Source organism: Pseudomonas sp. MN1F (genome assembly GCF_009391885.1).
Classification (GTDB): domain Bacteria; phylum Pseudomonadota; class Gammaproteobacteria; order Pseudomonadales; family Pseudomonadaceae; genus Aquipseudomonas.
The window spans coordinates 22,498-38,263 of the sequence record NZ_VZII01000006.1 but is presented as its reverse complement, the minus strand read 5'-3'; the positions used below and the strand labels follow the sequence as shown (position 1 = coordinate 38,263).

The 15,766-nt window shown below is 65.7% G+C and carries 14 protein-coding genes; 4 read left to right on the top strand and 10 right to left on the bottom strand.

The features are described 5' to 3' along the window. Positions 1-10: 10 nt before the first annotated feature. The 8 genes from F6X59_RS02695 to F6X59_RS02660 all read right to left on the bottom strand — a co-directional run bounded on the left by F6X59_RS02695 (position 11) and on the right by F6X59_RS02660 (position 10,423). Positions 11-2,110 carry an acetate--CoA ligase family protein gene (locus F6X59_RS02695; protein ID WP_152954305.1) on the bottom strand — a complete coding sequence of 700 codons (2,100 nt, stop codon included), beginning with the start codon at positions 2,108-2,110 and terminating at the stop codon, positions 11-13. 13 nt (positions 2,111-2,123) lie between these two features. After that, complete coding sequence (locus F6X59_RS02690; protein WP_152954303.1) at positions 2,124-3,284, bottom strand: acyl-CoA dehydrogenase family protein; 1,161 nt, start codon at positions 3,282-3,284, stop codon at positions 2,124-2,126. A 36-nt stretch (positions 3,285-3,320) separates the two neighbouring features. After that, positions 3,321-4,112 carry an enoyl-CoA hydratase/isomerase family protein gene (locus F6X59_RS02685; RefSeq protein WP_152954302.1) on the bottom strand — a complete coding sequence of 264 codons (792 nt, stop codon included), beginning with the start codon at positions 4,110-4,112 and terminating at the stop codon, positions 3,321-3,323. 321 nt (positions 4,113-4,433) lie between these two features. Further along, positions 4,434-5,846: an amino acid permease gene (locus F6X59_RS02680; RefSeq protein WP_152954300.1), complete on the bottom strand. Its 1,413-nt coding sequence runs from the start codon at positions 5,844-5,846 to the stop codon at positions 4,434-4,436. A 126-nt stretch (positions 5,847-5,972) separates the two neighbouring features. Further along, positions 5,973-8,225, bottom strand: a complete 2,253-nt coding sequence (locus tag F6X59_RS02675; protein WP_152954298.1) for an ATP-binding protein — start codon at positions 8,223-8,225, stop codon at positions 5,973-5,975. Further along, a complete protein-coding gene (locus F6X59_RS02670; protein ID WP_372240284.1) occupies positions 8,222-8,986 on the bottom strand; it encodes a substrate-binding periplasmic protein in 765 nt (254 codons plus the stop codon). Before F6X59_RS02670 ends, F6X59_RS02675 begins: the two co-directional genes overlap by 4 nt. Further along, positions 8,983-9,699: a response regulator gene (locus tag F6X59_RS02665; protein WP_152954296.1), complete on the bottom strand. Its 717-nt coding sequence runs from the start codon at positions 9,697-9,699 to the stop codon at positions 8,983-8,985. Before F6X59_RS02665 ends, F6X59_RS02670 begins: the two co-directional genes overlap by 4 nt. Before the next feature lie 76 nt (positions 9,700-9,775). Beyond that, positions 9,776-10,423, bottom strand: coding sequence for a TetR family transcriptional regulator C-terminal domain-containing protein (locus F6X59_RS02660; protein WP_152954294.1), 648 nt, complete (start codon positions 10,421-10,423; stop codon positions 9,776-9,778). A 106-nt stretch (positions 10,424-10,529) separates the two neighbouring features. Between F6X59_RS02660 and F6X59_RS02655 the strand changes: the two genes are divergently transcribed. From F6X59_RS02655 to F6X59_RS02640, 4 genes are all read left to right on the top strand, one after another. Then, positions 10,530-11,285 carry an enoyl-CoA hydratase-related protein gene (locus F6X59_RS02655; protein ID WP_152954292.1) on the top strand — a complete coding sequence of 252 codons (756 nt, stop codon included), beginning with the start codon at positions 10,530-10,532 and terminating at the stop codon, positions 11,283-11,285. A 150-nt stretch (positions 11,286-11,435) separates the two neighbouring features. Continuing rightward, positions 11,436-11,621, top strand: coding sequence for a hypothetical protein (locus F6X59_RS02650; protein WP_152954290.1), 186 nt, complete (start codon positions 11,436-11,438; stop codon positions 11,619-11,621). Positions 11,622-11,750: 129 nt separating this feature from the next. Then, positions 11,751-12,425, top strand: a complete 675-nt coding sequence (locus F6X59_RS02645) for a cysteine hydrolase family protein (protein ID WP_152954287.1) — start codon at positions 11,751-11,753, stop codon at positions 12,423-12,425. Between the two features lie 12 nt (positions 12,426-12,437). After that, entirely contained in the window at positions 12,438-13,799 is a 1,362-nt protein-coding gene (locus F6X59_RS02640; RefSeq protein WP_152954286.1) for a cytosine permease, read from the top strand. 42 nt (positions 13,800-13,841) lie between these two features. Here the strand turns inward: F6X59_RS02640 and F6X59_RS02635 are convergent, their stop codons facing one another. Both F6X59_RS02635 and aroQ read right to left on the bottom strand, forming a co-directional pair. After that, a complete protein-coding gene (locus tag F6X59_RS02635; protein ID WP_152954284.1) occupies positions 13,842-15,254 on the bottom strand; it encodes an MFS transporter in 1,413 nt (470 codons plus the stop codon). Between the two features lie 72 nt (positions 15,255-15,326). Beyond that, positions 15,327-15,764, bottom strand: a complete 438-nt coding sequence (gene aroQ / locus F6X59_RS02630) for a type II 3-dehydroquinate dehydratase (protein WP_152954282.1) — start codon at positions 15,762-15,764, stop codon at positions 15,327-15,329. Positions 15,765-15,766: the final 2 nt, after the last annotated feature.

The following is a 15,766-nucleotide window of genomic DNA, read 5'->3' as shown; positions in this document are numbered from 1 at the left end:
GTTCATGTCCTTACACCTGGCCGAGGCGGATCAAGGCATCGACCGCAGTGGTGCCATTGGCATCGACCATCAATGGGTTCACATCCAGCTCCAGCAGCTGGCTGGCGTTTTCGCAGGCGTAGTCGGCCACCGCACGGATGGCTGCGACCAGTGCATCCAGGTCCGCCGCTGGCTTGCCGCGGAAGCCCTGCAGCAAGGCAGCGCTGCGCAGGCCAAGCACGGCCTTGCGGATGGCACCGTCGGTGGTCGGCAGCAGCAGGCTGTGGCTGTCCTTGAGCAGCTCGACGAGGATGCCGCCGGCGCCGATCACCAGCGCCAGGCCGAAATCCACCTCGCGCTTGATGCCGACGATCAGCTCGGCCAGTGGCGCGCCAGCCATGGGTTCGAGCAGTACCTGGTCGAAGGCGACGCCCGGCGCGTAAGCGGCGATGCGCGTGCGCATCTGCTCAAGGGCGCTGCTGAGGGCGGCCTCGTTGGCCAGGTTCAGCGCCACTGCGCCGGCCTCGGTCTTGTGCGGCAACTGTGCGCTGACGGCCTTGAGCACCAGCGGGAAACCCACCTTGCCAGCATCGGCCAGCGCATTTTGCGGGCTGCTCAATACGCCATTCGGAACGGGCAGGCCGAAGCCACGCAGGGTCTGCTTGGAATCCCACTCGTTGAGCAGGCGGCTGTCACCGGCCAGCGGCTGCGGGCACAGCGGCACCAGCGCCGACTCGCCCAGCGCCAGCAAGGCCGGGCGCTGCTGCGCGTAACGGGCAACCCGGCCCCAGGCCGCCAGGCCATCCTCCACCCCTTGCAGCGCTGGCACCCCGGCCGCGTGCAGGCGGTCACGGGCGCTGGCTGGCAACAGTTCGGGGAAGGCCGAGGTGACGAAGCCGGCCTTGCCATGGCGCTTGAGTGCTGTGCAGTACAGCTCCAGCAGCAAGTCGCATTCCTTGCGCTCGCCGGTGAACTCGGCGGGGTAATCGAGCACCAGCATCGCCGCATCGGCGTCACTGCGCAGGGCACTGTCGAGCATGCGCGCCTTGGCCGGGCCGTCGCCCCAGATCGCCGTGGTGAAGTCCAGCGGGTTGACCAGGTTGGCGTAGGCCGGCAGCACCTGGGCCAGTTCCTCGACCTGGCTGGCATCCAGGGCCGGCAGGTGCAGCTGGTTGCTTTCGCTGTAATCGGCGATCAGCCCGGCATCGCCGCCCGAACAGGCCAGCGCAATCAGGCTGGGGCCCTTGGGCAGGTTGCCGCAGGCGGCGGCCTTGAGGGTTTCGACGAAACTCACCGGGCCGCTGACGCGAATCACCCCCAGGCGCTCGAACAAGCTGTCGTACAGGGCGTCGGAGCCGGACAGCGAGCTGGTGTGACTGAGCGCCAGCTCGGCGCCGATCTGCGACACGCCAGTCTTCAGCGCGACGATCGGGATGCCCTTCTCCAGCGCCTTGTGCGCGGCGCGGGCAAAGCCCGGCACGTTCTTCAGGCCCTCCAGGTGCAAGCCGATGGCGGTGACCCGGGGTTCATCGAGCAGCACATCCATCAACTCGGCGATGCCCAGTTGCGCCTGGTTGCCGACCGAGGCCATGTAGGCCACCGGCAGCGAGCGGTCGCTCATCGACAGGTTGTAGGCAAAGTTGCCGCTCTGGGTCAGCACCGCCACGCCCTTCTCTACCGCCTTGCCACCGTGGGCCACAGGCCACAGGGCGGCACTGTGCAGGTAGTCGAGCAGGCCGTAGCAGTTGGGCCCGAGCAGGGCCATGTCACCGGCGGCGTCGAGCAGCTGCTGTTGCAGTGCCTGGCCCTCGGCGCCGCTTTCGGCGAAGCCCGAGGCATAGCAGATCGCCCCGCCCGCACCCTTGGCAGCGAGTTCGGCGACACAGGCCAGGGTCAGTTCGCGGTGGGTGGCGATGAACACCGCGTCCGGCGCGCAGGGCAGCTCGGCCACGCTGCGCACACAGGGCACGCCGTCGATGCTGGCCTGCTGCGGGTTGACCAGCCACATCTGGCCCGGGTAGCCGCCCTCGGCACAGCGCTTGAGCGCACGGGCCATGCTGCGCCCGCCGACGAAAGCCAGGTGCCGGGGGGCCAGCAGGCGTTTGAGGTTGTCACGAATGGCTTGCGACATGGTGAGGCTCCGGTCAGCGCAGCAGTGGGCGCAGCAGTTCGCGCGAGATGATGTGCCGCTGGATTTCCGAGGTGCCTTCCCAGATCCGTTCGATGCGTGCGTTGCGCCAGATGCGTTCGACCGGCCCTTCATCCATCAGGCCCATGCCGCCGTAGATCTGCACCGCTTCGTCGGCAACCTTGCCGAGCACTTCGCTGGCGAACAGCTTGGCCATGCCGGCCTCGCCGTCGGTCATGCTGCCCTGGTCCATCTTCCAGGCGGTGTGCAGGGTCAGCAGTTCGGCGGCACGGATCTGCGTGGCCATGTCGGCGAGCTTGAACGACACGCCCTGGTAGGTGCCGATCGGCTGGCCGAACTGCTTGCGGTCGGCCGCCCATTGCAGCGACACGTCCAGCGCGCGCTGGGCCTGCCCAACGCAGTTGGCGGCGACCATGACCCGGCCTGCGGTCAGCCAGGCGTTGGCCACTTCCCAGCCCTTGCCGACTTCGCCGAGCACCTGGGTGGCCGGCACCTTGCAGTCGTCGAAGAACAGCTCGTAGGTGTGGTAGCCACGGTTGCTGACGCATTTCGGGCCACGGCGGATGGTCATGCCCGGGGTACCACGGTCGACCAGGAAGGCGGTGACGGCGTTGCGCTTGCGGCCGTTGTGCTCGTAGGTGTCGGTGACGGCAAAGACGATGGCGAAGTCGGCGTGCCCGGCATGGCTGATGAAATGTTTGCTGCCATTGATCACGAAGCCGTCGCCCTCGCGCACGGCGCGGGTCTTGATCGAGTTGGCATCGGAGCCGGCGCCCGGTTCGGTCAGGGCAAAGCAGTCGGTCTTCTCGCCACGGATGCATGGCAGCAGATAGTCCTCGACCTGCTGGCCGGTACAGGCCATGAGAATCTTCGACGGCCGGGCGACGAACACGTGCAGTGCCCAGGAGACCTTGGACAGCTCGCGCTCGATCAGGGCCTGGGACAGGTAATCGAGGCCGCCGCCACCGACCTCCTCGGGCATGTTGAAGGCGTAGAAGCCGGCGGCGATGGCTTTGCCACGGATCTGCGCGGCAAGCTCCGGCGACACTTCGTCGGCACGGTCCACAGCTTCTTCATGGGGCAACAGCTCCTTGGCGACGAAGCTGCGTACGGCATCCACCAACATTTCTTGTTCTTGGGTCAGTTGGAAATTCATGGCCTGTTCCTGGGTAACCGGGGGAAGAGTGAGGGCTTATTTGCCGCTGAAGCGTGGCGGGCGTTTTTCCGTGGCTGCGCGCAAGGCCTCGGCGCCGTCTTCGCTGCGCCCGCAGAGCAGGCCGGCGGCGAGTTCGGCAGTGAGTTGCTCGGCGAGGCTGCGCGAGGCGCCTTCGCGCATCAGGCGCTTGGCCTGGGCGTAGGCGAAGGTCGGCCCCTGGGCCAGGCGCGCGGCCAGTTCGGCGGTGGCGGTGGCTAGCTGGTCGTCGGCGACTACCTCACCGACCAGGCCGGCCGCCAGGGCGCGTTCGGCGCCCCACAGTTCGTCGAGGAACAGCAGGCGCTTGGCCTGCTCGCTGCCGATCAGCCGAGGCAGGTGCCAGCTGGCGCCGGCATCCGGCGAGTAGGCCATGCTGGTGTAGCCGGCCTTGAAGCGTGCCGACTGGGCCGCCAGGCGCAGGTCGCAGCACAGTGACAGGTCCATGCCGGCGCCGACGGCGGTACCGTTTATGGCGGCGATGGTGGGTTTGTCCAGGTTGTGCAGGCAGTGCATCAGGGCGTGGGCGGTTTCGGTCCAGCCGTAGGTTTCCAGGGCGCCACGGGCTTCGGCTTCGGCCCACTCGGCGAGGTCGGCGCCGGCGCAGAAGCTGCGCCCGGTGCCGGTCAGCACCACCACGCGTACAGCCGGGTCGACGTTGTACGCCTCGAGGGTGGCGTGCAGCGTCTTCAGCGTGGGGATGTCCAGCGCGTTGCGCTGCTCGGGACGGTTCAGGGTGATCCAGGCAACGCCGGCTTCAACCTGGGTGATTAGGGACGACGGAGCGGTCATGACGGGCCTCGGATTATTGTGATTGCTGTGAGAGGTGAGGCTCATGCTAAACGAGTGTTCAACAAGGAGGCAATTGGTGGGGTGATTGCGCTGTAACGCTGCAAGCAATGCATTAGCTATCTGATTTATAAGGATTTTTGCAGACATCCAGAGAAGCGCTGGTTGGTGCTGTTACAACTTTGTACAACTGCCCACAACCGCTGGGGGCTGCTTTGCAGCCCATCGCCGGCAAGCGCGGCTCCCACCGGGGCCTGCGTAAGCCGTTCAAGGTGGGAGCCGCGCTTGCCGGCGATGGGCCGCAAAGCGGCCCCAGTGGATCTGTCAGGCTGCCGGCATGTCAGGCTCCAGCCCCACCCCCTGGCGCTTGCGCTGCACCAGGAAATACGCCGCATAGCACAGCGCAATAAAGCCAAAGCCCCAGTACAACGAAGGCCGCTGCGTCTCATCCATTGCCAGGAACACGAACAGCGAACTGCACAAGGTGATGCACAGCAACGGCACCAGCGGGTACAGCGGCGCGCGGTACTTGAGCTCGCTCAACTGGCCGCCATCACGCAGGAACTGCTGGCGGAAGCGGTACTGCGCCAGGGCGATGACAATCCAGGTCACCGTGCCGGACATGCCGCTCACCGCCATCAGCACCATGAACAGGGTGTCGGCGGCGACAAAGCTGGTCATCAGCGACACCAGCGCAAAGCACAAGGTGATGAACAGGGCGCGCAGCGGCACGCCGCGGCTGCTCAGCGGCGACAGGCTGCGCGGTGCCATGCCGGTCTTGGACATCGCCCAAAGGATGCGGGTAGAGGCATACAGGCCGGAGTTGCCCACCGAGAGAATCGCGGTGAGGATCACGAAGTTCATCAGGTCCGCAGCGTAAGGAATGCCGACCATGTCGAACACCTGCACGAACGGGCTTTCCATCAGCCCGGCCTGCTGCCACGGCACGATCGCCGACAGCACCACGATCGCCAGCACGTAGAAGATCAGCACGCGGAACACCACGTTACGCACTGCCCGCGGGATGCTCTTTTCCGGCTGGTCGGTCTCGCCCGCCGCCACGCCCATGATCTCGCAACCCTGGAAGGCGTAGACCACGGTCATCATCACCGCGAACACTGCAGACAGGCCATTGGGGAACAGCGAATCACCGATCAGGTTGCTCATCATCGGCGCCGGCGCCCCGCTGTTCAGCGAAATGCCGCCGAAGATCACCAGCACACCGACGATGATGAAGCCGAGGATCGCCGCCACCTTGATCCCGGAGAACCAGTATTCCGCTTCACCGAAGGCGCGAGTAGCCAGTGCGTTGATGCCGAACAGCACGGCCACGAACAGCGCCGACCAATACCAGATCGGCACCTCCGGGAACCAGCGAGTCATCAGCATGCCGGCGGCGGTGAACTCCAGGCCCACGGTGGTGGCCCAGCTCATCCAGTACACCCAGCCGATCATGAAACCGGTGGCCGGGCCGATGAATTTCGTCGCATGGGCCTGGAACGAACCGGACACCGGCATCTGCACCGACAGTTCACCCAGGCAGACCATCACCAGGTACATCAGGAAACCGGCAACCAGGTAGGCCAGGATCGCGCCCACCGGCCCGCCCTGGTTGATGGTCACCCCCGAGCCCATGAACAGCCCGGTGCCGATCACGCCACCGAGCGAGAGCATGAAGATGTGCCGGCTCTTCAATGCCCGCGTGAGGTGGATACCTTCAGCTTTACGGCCTTTCATTATTATTATCTCCAATAAGCCTCGAAGACCGCGTGTGCAGCGGTTGAGTCCGATTATTGGAAAGCGATGTAAGGCCCGGTTGATCGTAAAGATCAAAGATGTAAAAAGTCGTAAGGATTTTGTCGCTCAGCCGACCAGCAGCTCGGCCAGGGTGTGTTCGCCACGCTGCAGCTGCTCGCCCAGCAACGGGCCCATGGCCCGCACGCCCGTTTTGTCGCGGGCCAGCGCAAGCGCCTCAAGCCGGCGCAAGGTCGCCGCCAGGCCGCACAAGCCCATGGAGTCGCTGCTGCCAGCCAGTCGATGGGCCAGGTGGGTCACCTCGGTGCAGTCGCCCGCCTCGACCGCCTCCAGCAAAGGCTGGTGCTGTTGCGCCAGGGCGTCTCGCAAGCCAGCCAGCAGGCCTTGCAGCTTTTGCTCGCCGAGCAGCGTGCGGTGCGTGGCCAGCAACTCATGGTCGAGCCAGGCGGGCGCTTGCGTTTGCTGCTGTTGGATTTGCCCCGCCAGAGCCTGACGCAGGTTGGCAAGCTTCAGCGGCTTGCCCAGCACCCCCTGCATCCCGGCATCCAGATAGGCACGCACCAGCCCCGGCTGAACGCTGGCGGTCAGCGCCAGGATGCGCGTGTCGCGGTTCGGCGTGGCGCCAGCACGCAGCTGTCGGCACAGCTCCACGCCACTGATGCCCGGCAAGTGCACATCCAGCAGAAGCAGATCGAAGCGCTGCTGTGCACACAACTGCAAGCCCTGCTCGGCATCCTCGGCCAGCCACACTTCATGCCCGTCGCGCTCCAGCAGCCCGCGCACCACTTCACGGTTCAGGGCTACGTCTTCCACCACCAGGACGTGCAGTGGCGCAGCGGCGCGCTCAGCCTGCGCCATGGCCTGGGGCGCCTGCGCCGTCTCAAGCGCCAGCTCCAGCCAGAAGCAGCTGCCCTCGCCCTCGCGGCTGCGCACGCCGATCTGCCCGGCCATCTGCTCGACCAAGTGCTTGCTGATCGCCAGCCCCAGGCCGGTGCCGCCGTAGCGCCGTGCGACCGCCTCGCTGGCCTGGACGAAGCGGTCGAAGATCTTCGGCTGCATCGCCTCGCAGATGCCGATGCCGTCGTCGGTGACACTCAGGCGCAGATGCTGCCGCCCGGGTTGCGCCTGCAACACCTGCACTTCCACCAGGATCTCGCCGCCCTCGGTGAACTTGATGGCGTTGGCCAGCAGGTTGCTCAGGACCTGGCGCAGGTACTGCTCGGCGCCGTGCTGGTACGCAGCCAGCTGCGGGTCGATGCGGCACAGCACCAGGCTGTCGTTGGCCAGCGCGCGGGGTTCGAGCAGGGTCACGACCTCGGCGCACAGCTGGCGCAGGGAGAAATCCACGGCCTCGGGGCGGCTTTCGCCCTCTTCCAGGCGGGCAAAATACAGCACCTCGTTGAGGATGCTCAGCAGCCCGTCGCCGGCCTTGTACAACGCCTCCAGGCGTTGGCGATCCGGCGCTGCGAGGCCGGCGTCGCGCAACAATTCGGCCATGCCGAGAATACCGTTCAGTGGCGTGCGCAGTTCATGGCTCATGGTGGCGAGGAAGCGCGACTTGGCCAGGTTGGCCGCCTCGGCATCGTCCTTGGCACGCATCAGGCTGGCGGTGCGCCGCTCAACCTGCTTCTGCAGCTCGTCACGCTTGTCCTGCAAGGCCAGGCGGTCGCTTTCGCGGCGTTCGCTGTCACTGAGGATGGCCCGGCGCATGTCATCCAGTGCCAGCGCCACGCTGTCGATTTCGTCGGTATGGGGCGAACGGCGCTTGTTCAGGCGCAGCGGCTCGTGCCATTGCCCGGCACCGATGCGCCGGGCGAAGTCGGCCATGACCTGCAGGTGACGGGTTACCAGGCGATAGAACAAACCCGACAAAGCCAGCGCCAGGCCGCAGAGGAACACGCTCATCCACAGCAGGCTGGTCAGGCCGGTGGCGAACAGCCGCCGGTGCACCGCGCCCAGGTCAGTGCTCACTTCCAGTTCGCCCAGGTGGCGCGCAGGCCCTGACGGTGGCTGATAGTCCAGCGCGAAGCGCTCGACCCGCAGCGGCCCCTGCGGGTTCGGCTCACCTTGCTGCAGGGTGAAGTCGGCGCTGTTCAGGCGCACCCGCGCCACGTCGGAGAAGTCCACCAGCCCGCGCAGCTGCACGTTCAGCTGCTCCTGATTCAGGTCCCACAGGCTACGTTCCAGGCTGGCCAGGTAGCCAGCGCGGATCAGCGCCATGCGCGCATCGATCTCGCGCATCTCGCGGCGGTACTCGAAATACAGCTGCACGCTGCTGGCCAGCACCGTGAAGCACAGGCTGAACAGCAGGATGAACAGCAACAGCCGCCGCAGCAGGCCACCGGGTTGCAGGCGGTTCATGGCTGGCTGACCATGTCGCGGTAGGTGACCTCGCTTTCATGCAGCCAGCGCTCCAGTTCGCCGGCGTCGGCCATCTTCTGCAGTTGCGCGTCGATCTCGCCCATGTGCTCGCTCAACGGCGAGTGGCGCGACACCGCCACGCGCAGGTAGTCGACGCTCAGTGCCGGTGGCAGTGCAACGATGTCCTGGGCGCCAGGCAGGTGTTCGACGAACAGCTGCCCGGTGCGCCGCTCCTGGACCACGAAGTCGATGCGCCCGCGAATCAGCTTGCCGAAGTTCTGCCCGCTGTCCGACACCCACTCGATGTTCTGGTGCTGCGCCACGAAGCGGTCGAACGCCGGGCCATAGCTTTCGCCGAAGAGCAGCCCTCCACGGTATTTGGCCAGGTCTTCGAGCTGGTCGAACTGCAGCGGATGCTGGCGGTTGGCGAACACCGCCACCTCCTCGCGCAGCACCGGCACCTGGGAAAAGCGCATCGACTTGGCGCGCTGCTCCGAGGTGTAGGCCAGCACCACATCCACCCGCCCTTCGGCAGCGTCGAGCAGGCAGCGTTGCCAGTTGCCCAGCACCACCATCTCGACCTGATAGCCCAGCCGCCCGAACAGCTCGCGTACCACCGTCGGCGCCAGCCCGCGCGGCTGCTTGCCATCGCTCCAGGACACCGGTGGGTACACCGGGTAATCGCAGTAACGCACGGTGCCGGCGGCCTGCAGTGCACCACTGGCCAACAGCACCAGCAGGCCGAACAGGTACGGGCTCACGCAGCCACGCTGGCAGTGAACAGGTAGCCGGCACCGTGGATGGTAATGATCAGTTCAGGCTCGGCGGGGTCGTCGTGCAGCTTGCGCCGCAGGCGGCCGACCAGTACGTCGATGGAACGGTCGTTGGGCACCCACTCGCGGTTGCGGATCTGGTCCATCAGCTGGTCGCGGCTCAGGGTGTGGCCGCTGTTGCGCAGGAACACGCTGAGCAGCTGGAATTCGCCGTGGGTCAACAGGGTTTCGCCGCCCTGCGCATCGATCAGGCGGCGGCGGTCGCAGTCCAGCGACCAGTCGCCGAACTGCTTGAGGGTGGCGGTGGCCACGCTGGCTGGCCGGGCGCCCTGGGCGTGGCGCACGCGACGGATCAGGTTCTTCGCGCGGGACACCAGTTCGCGGGGGTTGAGCGGTTTGCTCACATAATCGTCGGCGCCACATTCCAGGCCGACGATGCGGTCGATCTCGTCGTTGCGCCCGGTGATCAGGATGATCCCCACTTCCGAGCGCACCCGCAGCTCGCGGGTCAGGGTCAGGCCGTCCTTGCCGGGCAAACGGATGTCGAGCATCACCAGTTCCACCGGCTGCTCGCCCAGCAACGTTTCGGCCTGTTCCGCAGTGGCGGCGCAGTGGACGGTATAGCCTTCCTGGGACAGGTAGGCCTGGAGCAAGTCACGAATCAGTGGATCGTCATCGACGATCAGTACCTGAGAGGTCATTGCGGGTAGTCCTGAAGCGCCCGAAGGCGATTTTTTTATTAGAGTGGGCCAAGACTAGCGATTGCTGAACGGTCGATCAACAGCCCTCGGTGGCTGTGCTGAAGCGTTGCCGACCACCGGCTTGCAGGCCATCGACCCAGGCCTCGCAGATCTGCACGCCCTGGGCCGGGGTGAAGGTGCCCGGGTTCAGCCCGGATTCCAGCCACAGGCCATCGAGCAAGGCGCTGAGGCTGATGGCGGCGAGGTCGGCATCGAAGTGTTCCCAGCCCTCCTCCCGCGCCAGCTCCGCGAGCAGCGTGCGCAGTTCGCGGCGGTACTCGCCGTAGGAGTGGTCATGCACCTGGTTGATCGCCTCGGCAGTCTTCACCGCGCCCCAGAACGCCAGCCAGGCATCGAGCAGCTGCGGGTCGAGCAGCTCGGCGCTGAACGAGCCACGGAAGAACGCCGACAACCGTTCGCGGGCGTTGGGCGCGGCCTGGGCCATGGCTTCGCGCAGCAGTTGCATGACCCGGCCGGTGACCGCCATGTAGGCTTCGGCGACCAGCTCGTCCTTGCCCGAATAATGGTGGCTGATCAGGCCTACCGAAACCCCGGCTTCGGCGCAGATCTTGCGGATCGAGGCGCCCTGGAAGCCATGGCGCTTCAGGCAGGCCAGGGTGGCCTCGACCAGATTGGCCTTGCGCAGTTCGGGCAGCATGCGGCTGAAGCGGGCTTCCTGGGTCATCGGTGGCTCTCGTGGATCGCACAGTTGAACGACTGTATAGCAACTCGCCTCGGTCGCGATAGCCTGTTTATACTCGGGCACGATAACAACAACAGAGGCACCGCCCATGACCGACCTGATCCATCAGCAGCTCGACGAAGGCCTGCTGACCCTGCGCCTGAACCGCGCAGACAAACTCAACGCCCTGACCAACGCCATGTACACGCGCCTGGCAGAGCTGTTCGAGGCCGCCAACAGCGACCCGCAAGTCGAGGTGATCCTGATCACCGGCAGCACCGAGTGCTTCACCGCCGGCAACGACTTGCCAGATTTTCTCGACCAGCCCCCGACCGACCTGCAAAGCCCGGTGTTCCGCATGATGTGGGCGGTGCTGGCGCTGGACAAACCGCTGATCGCGGCGGTTGCAGGGCCGGCGATCGGCATCGGCACCACGCTGCTGCTGCATTGCGACCAGGTGCTGGTCAGCCGTGACGCCAAGCTGCGCACGCCGTTCGTGGCACTGGGCGTGTGCCCGGAGTTTGGCGCGAGCCTGTTGCTGCCACAGCTGCTCGGGCATGCGCGGGCGGCGCAGCTGTTGCTGTGCAACCAGGCGCTGAATGGCGAACAGGCGCTGCAGTGGGGCCTGGCGACCGAACTGTTCGACGATGGCGCGCAATGCCTGGCCGCCGCGGTCAAGCTGGCGCGGCGCCTGCAGCAGTTGCCCGCCGATGCACTGCGCATCAGCAGGCGTTTGCTCAAGGATGGGCAGCGCGACGCGCTGGCCGCCACGGTGGCCAAGGAAGGCCTGCTGTTCATCGAGCGGCTCAACAGCGATGAAGCCAGGGCTGCCTTGACCGCGATGGTATCGCGCAAGACGGGTTGATACGCTTGGTAGCACAGTATTACGGCATACCACATGCCATTCAGTAACACTGCCAAGCTCGACCGTTCAAAGTCGCTGCTCCTGGCGCATCTGTGGTGATGGCCCGAATTTTGCTGCCATGGCTGAACGATTAACGCGAGTGTTCTGCTCATGGCCCGCCTCCCCTCCATCATTGCCAAGTTTCGCACCCGCCGCCCTGGCCGGGTGCGCGCTTTGCCATGCGGGGCCATGAACGGCTACCTGCGCCGAGCGGCGGCACCGTTGCAGATCACGCTGCAACGCCTTCCCGCTGCTGTCGCCGCCAAGCAGAACGGTTTCTGGCAGATAGTCGGCTGATTTCTTCCACGAGCGTTGCGCTCGACCCTCGCAGGCACCGTTGTCACGGCGCCCGCGCACCTGCATCCGCAGCACCGCCTGGCGAGCCCTTTGTGGCGCGCCCGGGGCGCTGCACCTGGAAGAAACCCGATGACTCAAGACACCGCTATTCTCGTGATCGACCTGCAGCAGGAGGACAGCTTCCCCCTGCCGCGCCTCGACAGTGTGATCGACAACGCGGCCGCGCTGATTGACGGCGCCCGCAGCCGCAACCTGCCGCTGTTCTACACCCGCCACGTCAACGATGCGCTCGGCCGCGACCTGGCATTCGGCGAGCCGGTCGACGCACAAGGCCGGCCAACCACCTACCGTGCCGGCACCCCGGCCATCGAGATCATCGACGCCCTGGCACCGCAGGCCGGTGACACGGTGATCGACAAACAGCGCTACAGCGCCTTTCACGGCACGCGCCTGGCCCAGAGTTTGAAAAGCCGCGGCATCAAACGACTGGTGGTGATCGGTGTACTGACCGACGTGTGCGTGATGAGCAGCCTGTTCGATGCCTACCAGCACGACTTCCAGCTGGTGCTGGTCGCCGACGCCTGCACGGCGACCACGCTTGCCGCCCACTACTCGGCGCTGTTCATTCTCTCCAACTGGCTCTACGGGCTGGAAATCTTTTCCACCGAGCAGTTGCTGCGCCGCTGGAACAACCAGCCGGCCGCCTCTGTGCTCAGCGCAGAACCCGACCATCTCGCCTTTGCGCCAGAAGCGTTCGTGCAGACGATTGCGCGCTTCGAACGCCAACTGACTGCCCAGCACTGAGCGGAGAACGACATGAAAGTAGAGAAAAGAAGCATCGACTTCATCCCGGAAGCCGAACGCCATGGCGAGCCGCGCTCGCTGTTCTTCGTCTGGTTCGGCGCCAACGCCAACATCACCACGGTGGCCGCCGGGGTGCTGCCGATCAGCCTGGGGCTCAACCTGTTCTGGAGTGCGCTGTCGATAGTGCTCGGCGCGTTGATCGGCGCGATCTTCATGGCGTCGCATTCCGCCCAGGGCCCGCGCCTGGGCATCCCGCAAATGATCCAGAGCCGCGCGCAGTTCGGCGTGTTCGGCGCCATCGTGCCGTTGCTGTTCGTGATGCTCATCTACCTGGGCTTCTTCGTCAGCAACACGCTACTGGCCGCCCAGGCCATCGCCAGCGCCAGCCCGCTCGGCAACGGCGGCAACATTGCCCTGCTCGGCGCCCTGTGCTTCCTGGTGGCGTTGTTCGGCTACCAGCTCATCCACCGCCTGCAGAAGCTGCTGTCGCTGCTGTCGATCGCGGTCTTTGGCATTGCCACCCTGCTCGCCCTGGCGCTGCCGATGGAAGCCGGCCAATGGTCTGCGCAAGGCTTCAACCTGGCCAGCTTCCTGGCCTCGGTGAGCATCGCGGTCACCTGGCAGCTGTCCTACGCCCCTTACGTAGCCGACTACTCGCGCTATTTGCCGACCCGCACGTCCACCCGCCAGGTGTTCTGGTACAGCTACGCGGGCACCGTCATCGGCGGTAGCTGGATGATGCTGCTGGGCGCCGTGCTGGCCAAGGCTGTTGCCGGCTTTTCCGACAACGTCGGCCTGCAGCTGCTCGGCGTGCTCGGTGGCGGGACGTTGCTGGCGGTGGCGTTCGTGCTCTACGGGCAGATCGCGATCAACGTGTTCAACCTGTATGGCGCGTTCATGTCGACGGTGACGGTGATCGAACCGTTCGCGGCGCTGAAAGTCACCCCCGGGGTGCGCGCGGGCTTCATGCTGGTGATCTGTGCCCTGGCGACAGCGTTGTGCACCCTGGCCCAGGATGACTTCATCCAGTTCTTCCTGAACTTCATCTTCTTCATGAGCTACTTTCTGATCCCCTGGACCGCGATCAACCTGGTGGACTACTACGCGCTGCGCAAAGGGCAATACCTGATAGCCGACATCTTCGACCCCTCGGGTATCTATGGCCGGGTCAACTGGATTGCGGTGGGCGTGTTCCTCGCCACCATCGCCCTGGAGATCCCGTTCATGAACACCTCCCTCTACGTTGGGCCGGTCGCCGCCTCGTTGCAGGGCATCGACCTGGCCTGGGTGGTGGGGCTGCTGTTCCCGGCAGCCTGCTATTACGGCCTGATGAGCAAGCGCAGGAGCCTTGCAACCGGCACTGTGAAGTCCTGACAAGCGCTGTTGTTGCGGCCACCTGGGTGGCCGCAATGCCCGTCAGGTGCGCAAGACCTGCTCACCGGCATTGCCTGGCAGGCGCATGGCATCGACCAGCGCGAGGCAGGCAATCAGCGCTACCCCGAGCAACGCCCAATGGAAGTCGCTGACGGTCATCCCGCCCTCAGCGCCGCGCAGCATCATCGATAGCCGCAGCAGCAGCGCCGCCACGGCAACCCCCAGCGCCATCGCCAGCTGGAAGAACATGCTGAACAACGTCGACGCCTCGCCCATCTGCGGCTTGGGCACCTCAGCGAAACCGACGGCGTTGTAGGTGGTGAACTGCATCGAACGCGACAGCCCGCCAATGAACAGCACCAGCGCCATCCAGTACCACGGCATGCCCTGCTGCAAGCCCAGGCAGGCCAGGATGCAGCCGACACCGATCATGCCATTGACCAGCATTACGCGACGGAAACCATAACGGCGCAGCAAGCCGGTGGTGAACGGCTTCATCGCCAGGTTGCCAGCGAAGATCGCCAGCACCAGCAAGCCGGCGTCCACCGGTGACAGGCCAAAGCCAACCTGCAGCAACAGCGGAATCAGGAACGGCAAGGCGCTGATCGACAGGCGGAACAGCGTACCGCCGACGATGCTGGCCCTGAACGTGGCGATGCCCATGGCCGCCAATGGCAACAGCGGTGCCGGGTGGCGCTGGCAATGACGAATCGCCAGCCAGCTCAGCAGCCCGCCCAATGCCACCAGTGCCGCCCCGCCGGGCAGGCTGCCAGCGCCGAGCGAACCTAGCATTTCCAGGCCGATCAGCCACGCGGCGCAGGCCGACGCGAGGAACCCGAAGCCGAGCAGGTCGAAGCGGCGCGCTTCGCTGGGGCGGCCAGCGGGAATCAGCCACCACGCTGCCGCAATGGCCAGCACGCCAAGCGGTATGTTCAGGTAGAAGATCCACGGCCACGACAGGTGGGTGACGATCAGCCCGCCGATGGGCGGCCCCAGTACCGGCGCTACCAGCCCGGGCCAAGTGATCACCGCAAGCATCTTTACCAGGTCCTGCTTCTCGGTGGTGCGCAACACCACCAGCCGCCCGACCGGCACCATCAGTGCACCGCCGATGCCTTGCAGCACCCGCGCGGCGACGAAGGTCTCCAGGTTGGCGGCCAGGCCGCAGAGCCACGACGCCAGGGTGAACAGGCCGATGGCCCCGGCGAACACCTGCCGGGCGCCAAAGCGGTCGGCCACCCAGCCGCTGAGCGGGATGAACACTGCCACCGCCAGCAGGTAGGCGCTGATGCCGATGTTCAGGCTGACCGGGTTCTCGGCGAAGTCACTGGCCATCTGCGGCAGCGCCGTGGCGATGACGGTGGCGTCGAGGTTTTCCATGAAGAAGGTAATGGCCACCAGCAAGGCGACCAAGGTGGTTTGCCGAGAGGGGTTCGCGACTGCGGGGGTGGCCAAGGTGACAAATCCTTCTGAATGTGGAGAGCCTTCATTGCCGGAGCGGGCTTGCCCGCCCCCGCAGCGAGACGGTCAGAGCATCTTCAACGCCGCACGCAGCGCCAGCAGGTAGGTCTCGACGCCAAACCCGCAGATCTGCCCGCGCACCACCTCGGCAAACACCGAGTGATGGCGGAACGGCTCTCTGGCATGGATGTTCGACATATGCACTTCAACCACCGGCGCCTCGACAATGGCCAGTGCGTCACGAATGCCGTAGCTGTAATGGGTCCAGGCCCCGGCATTGATCAGCACTGCATCCACCCCGTCCTCATAGGCGCGATGGATGCGCTCGCACATTGCACCTTCATAGTTGGTCTGGAAGCACTCGACCCGCGCACCGAGTTCCTCGCCCAGCGCCTGCAGGGCCTGATCGATGTCGGCCAGGGTGGCTGTGCCGTACTGGCGCGGGTCGCGCTTGCCGAACATGTTGTGGTTGATGCCGTGCAGCATCAGGACATTGGCGGCCATGG

Excerpts from the sequence above, each read along its gene's own strand:
- F6X59_RS02695 (WP_152954305.1), bottom strand. The coding sequence starts at position 2,110 with ATGTCGCAAGCCATTCGTGACAACCTCAAACGCCTGCTGGCCCCCCGG.
- F6X59_RS02690 (WP_152954303.1), bottom strand. The coding sequence starts at position 3,284 with ATGAATTTCCAACTGACCCAAGAACAAGAAATGTTGGTGGATGCCGTA.
- F6X59_RS02685 (WP_152954302.1), bottom strand. The coding sequence starts at position 4,112 with ATGACCGCTCCGTCGTCCCTAATCACCCAGGTTGAAGCCGGCGTTGCC.
- F6X59_RS02680 (WP_152954300.1), bottom strand. The coding sequence starts at position 5,846 with ATGAAAGGCCGTAAAGCTGAAGGTATCCACCTCACGCGGGCATTGAAG.
- F6X59_RS02675 (WP_152954298.1), bottom strand. The coding sequence starts at position 8,225 with ATGAACCGCCTGCAACCCGGTGGCCTGCTGCGGCGGCTGTTGCTGTTC.
- F6X59_RS02665 (WP_152954296.1), bottom strand. The coding sequence starts at position 9,699 with ATGACCTCTCAGGTACTGATCGTCGATGACGATCCACTGATTCGTGAC.
- F6X59_RS02660 (WP_152954294.1), bottom strand. The coding sequence starts at position 10,423 with ATGACCCAGGAAGCCCGCTTCAGCCGCATGCTGCCCGAACTGCGCAAG.
- F6X59_RS02655 (WP_152954292.1), top strand. The coding sequence starts at position 10,530 with ATGACCGACCTGATCCATCAGCAGCTCGACGAAGGCCTGCTGACCCTG.
- F6X59_RS02650 (WP_152954290.1), top strand. The coding sequence starts at position 11,436 with ATGGCCCGCCTCCCCTCCATCATTGCCAAGTTTCGCACCCGCCGCCCT.
- F6X59_RS02645 (WP_152954287.1), top strand. The coding sequence starts at position 11,751 with ATGACTCAAGACACCGCTATTCTCGTGATCGACCTGCAGCAGGAGGAC.
- F6X59_RS02640 (WP_152954286.1), top strand. The coding sequence starts at position 12,438 with ATGAAAGTAGAGAAAAGAAGCATCGACTTCATCCCGGAAGCCGAACGC.
- aroQ (WP_152954282.1), bottom strand. The coding sequence starts at position 15,764 with ATGGCCGCCAATGTCCTGATGCTGCACGGCATCAACCACAACATGTTC.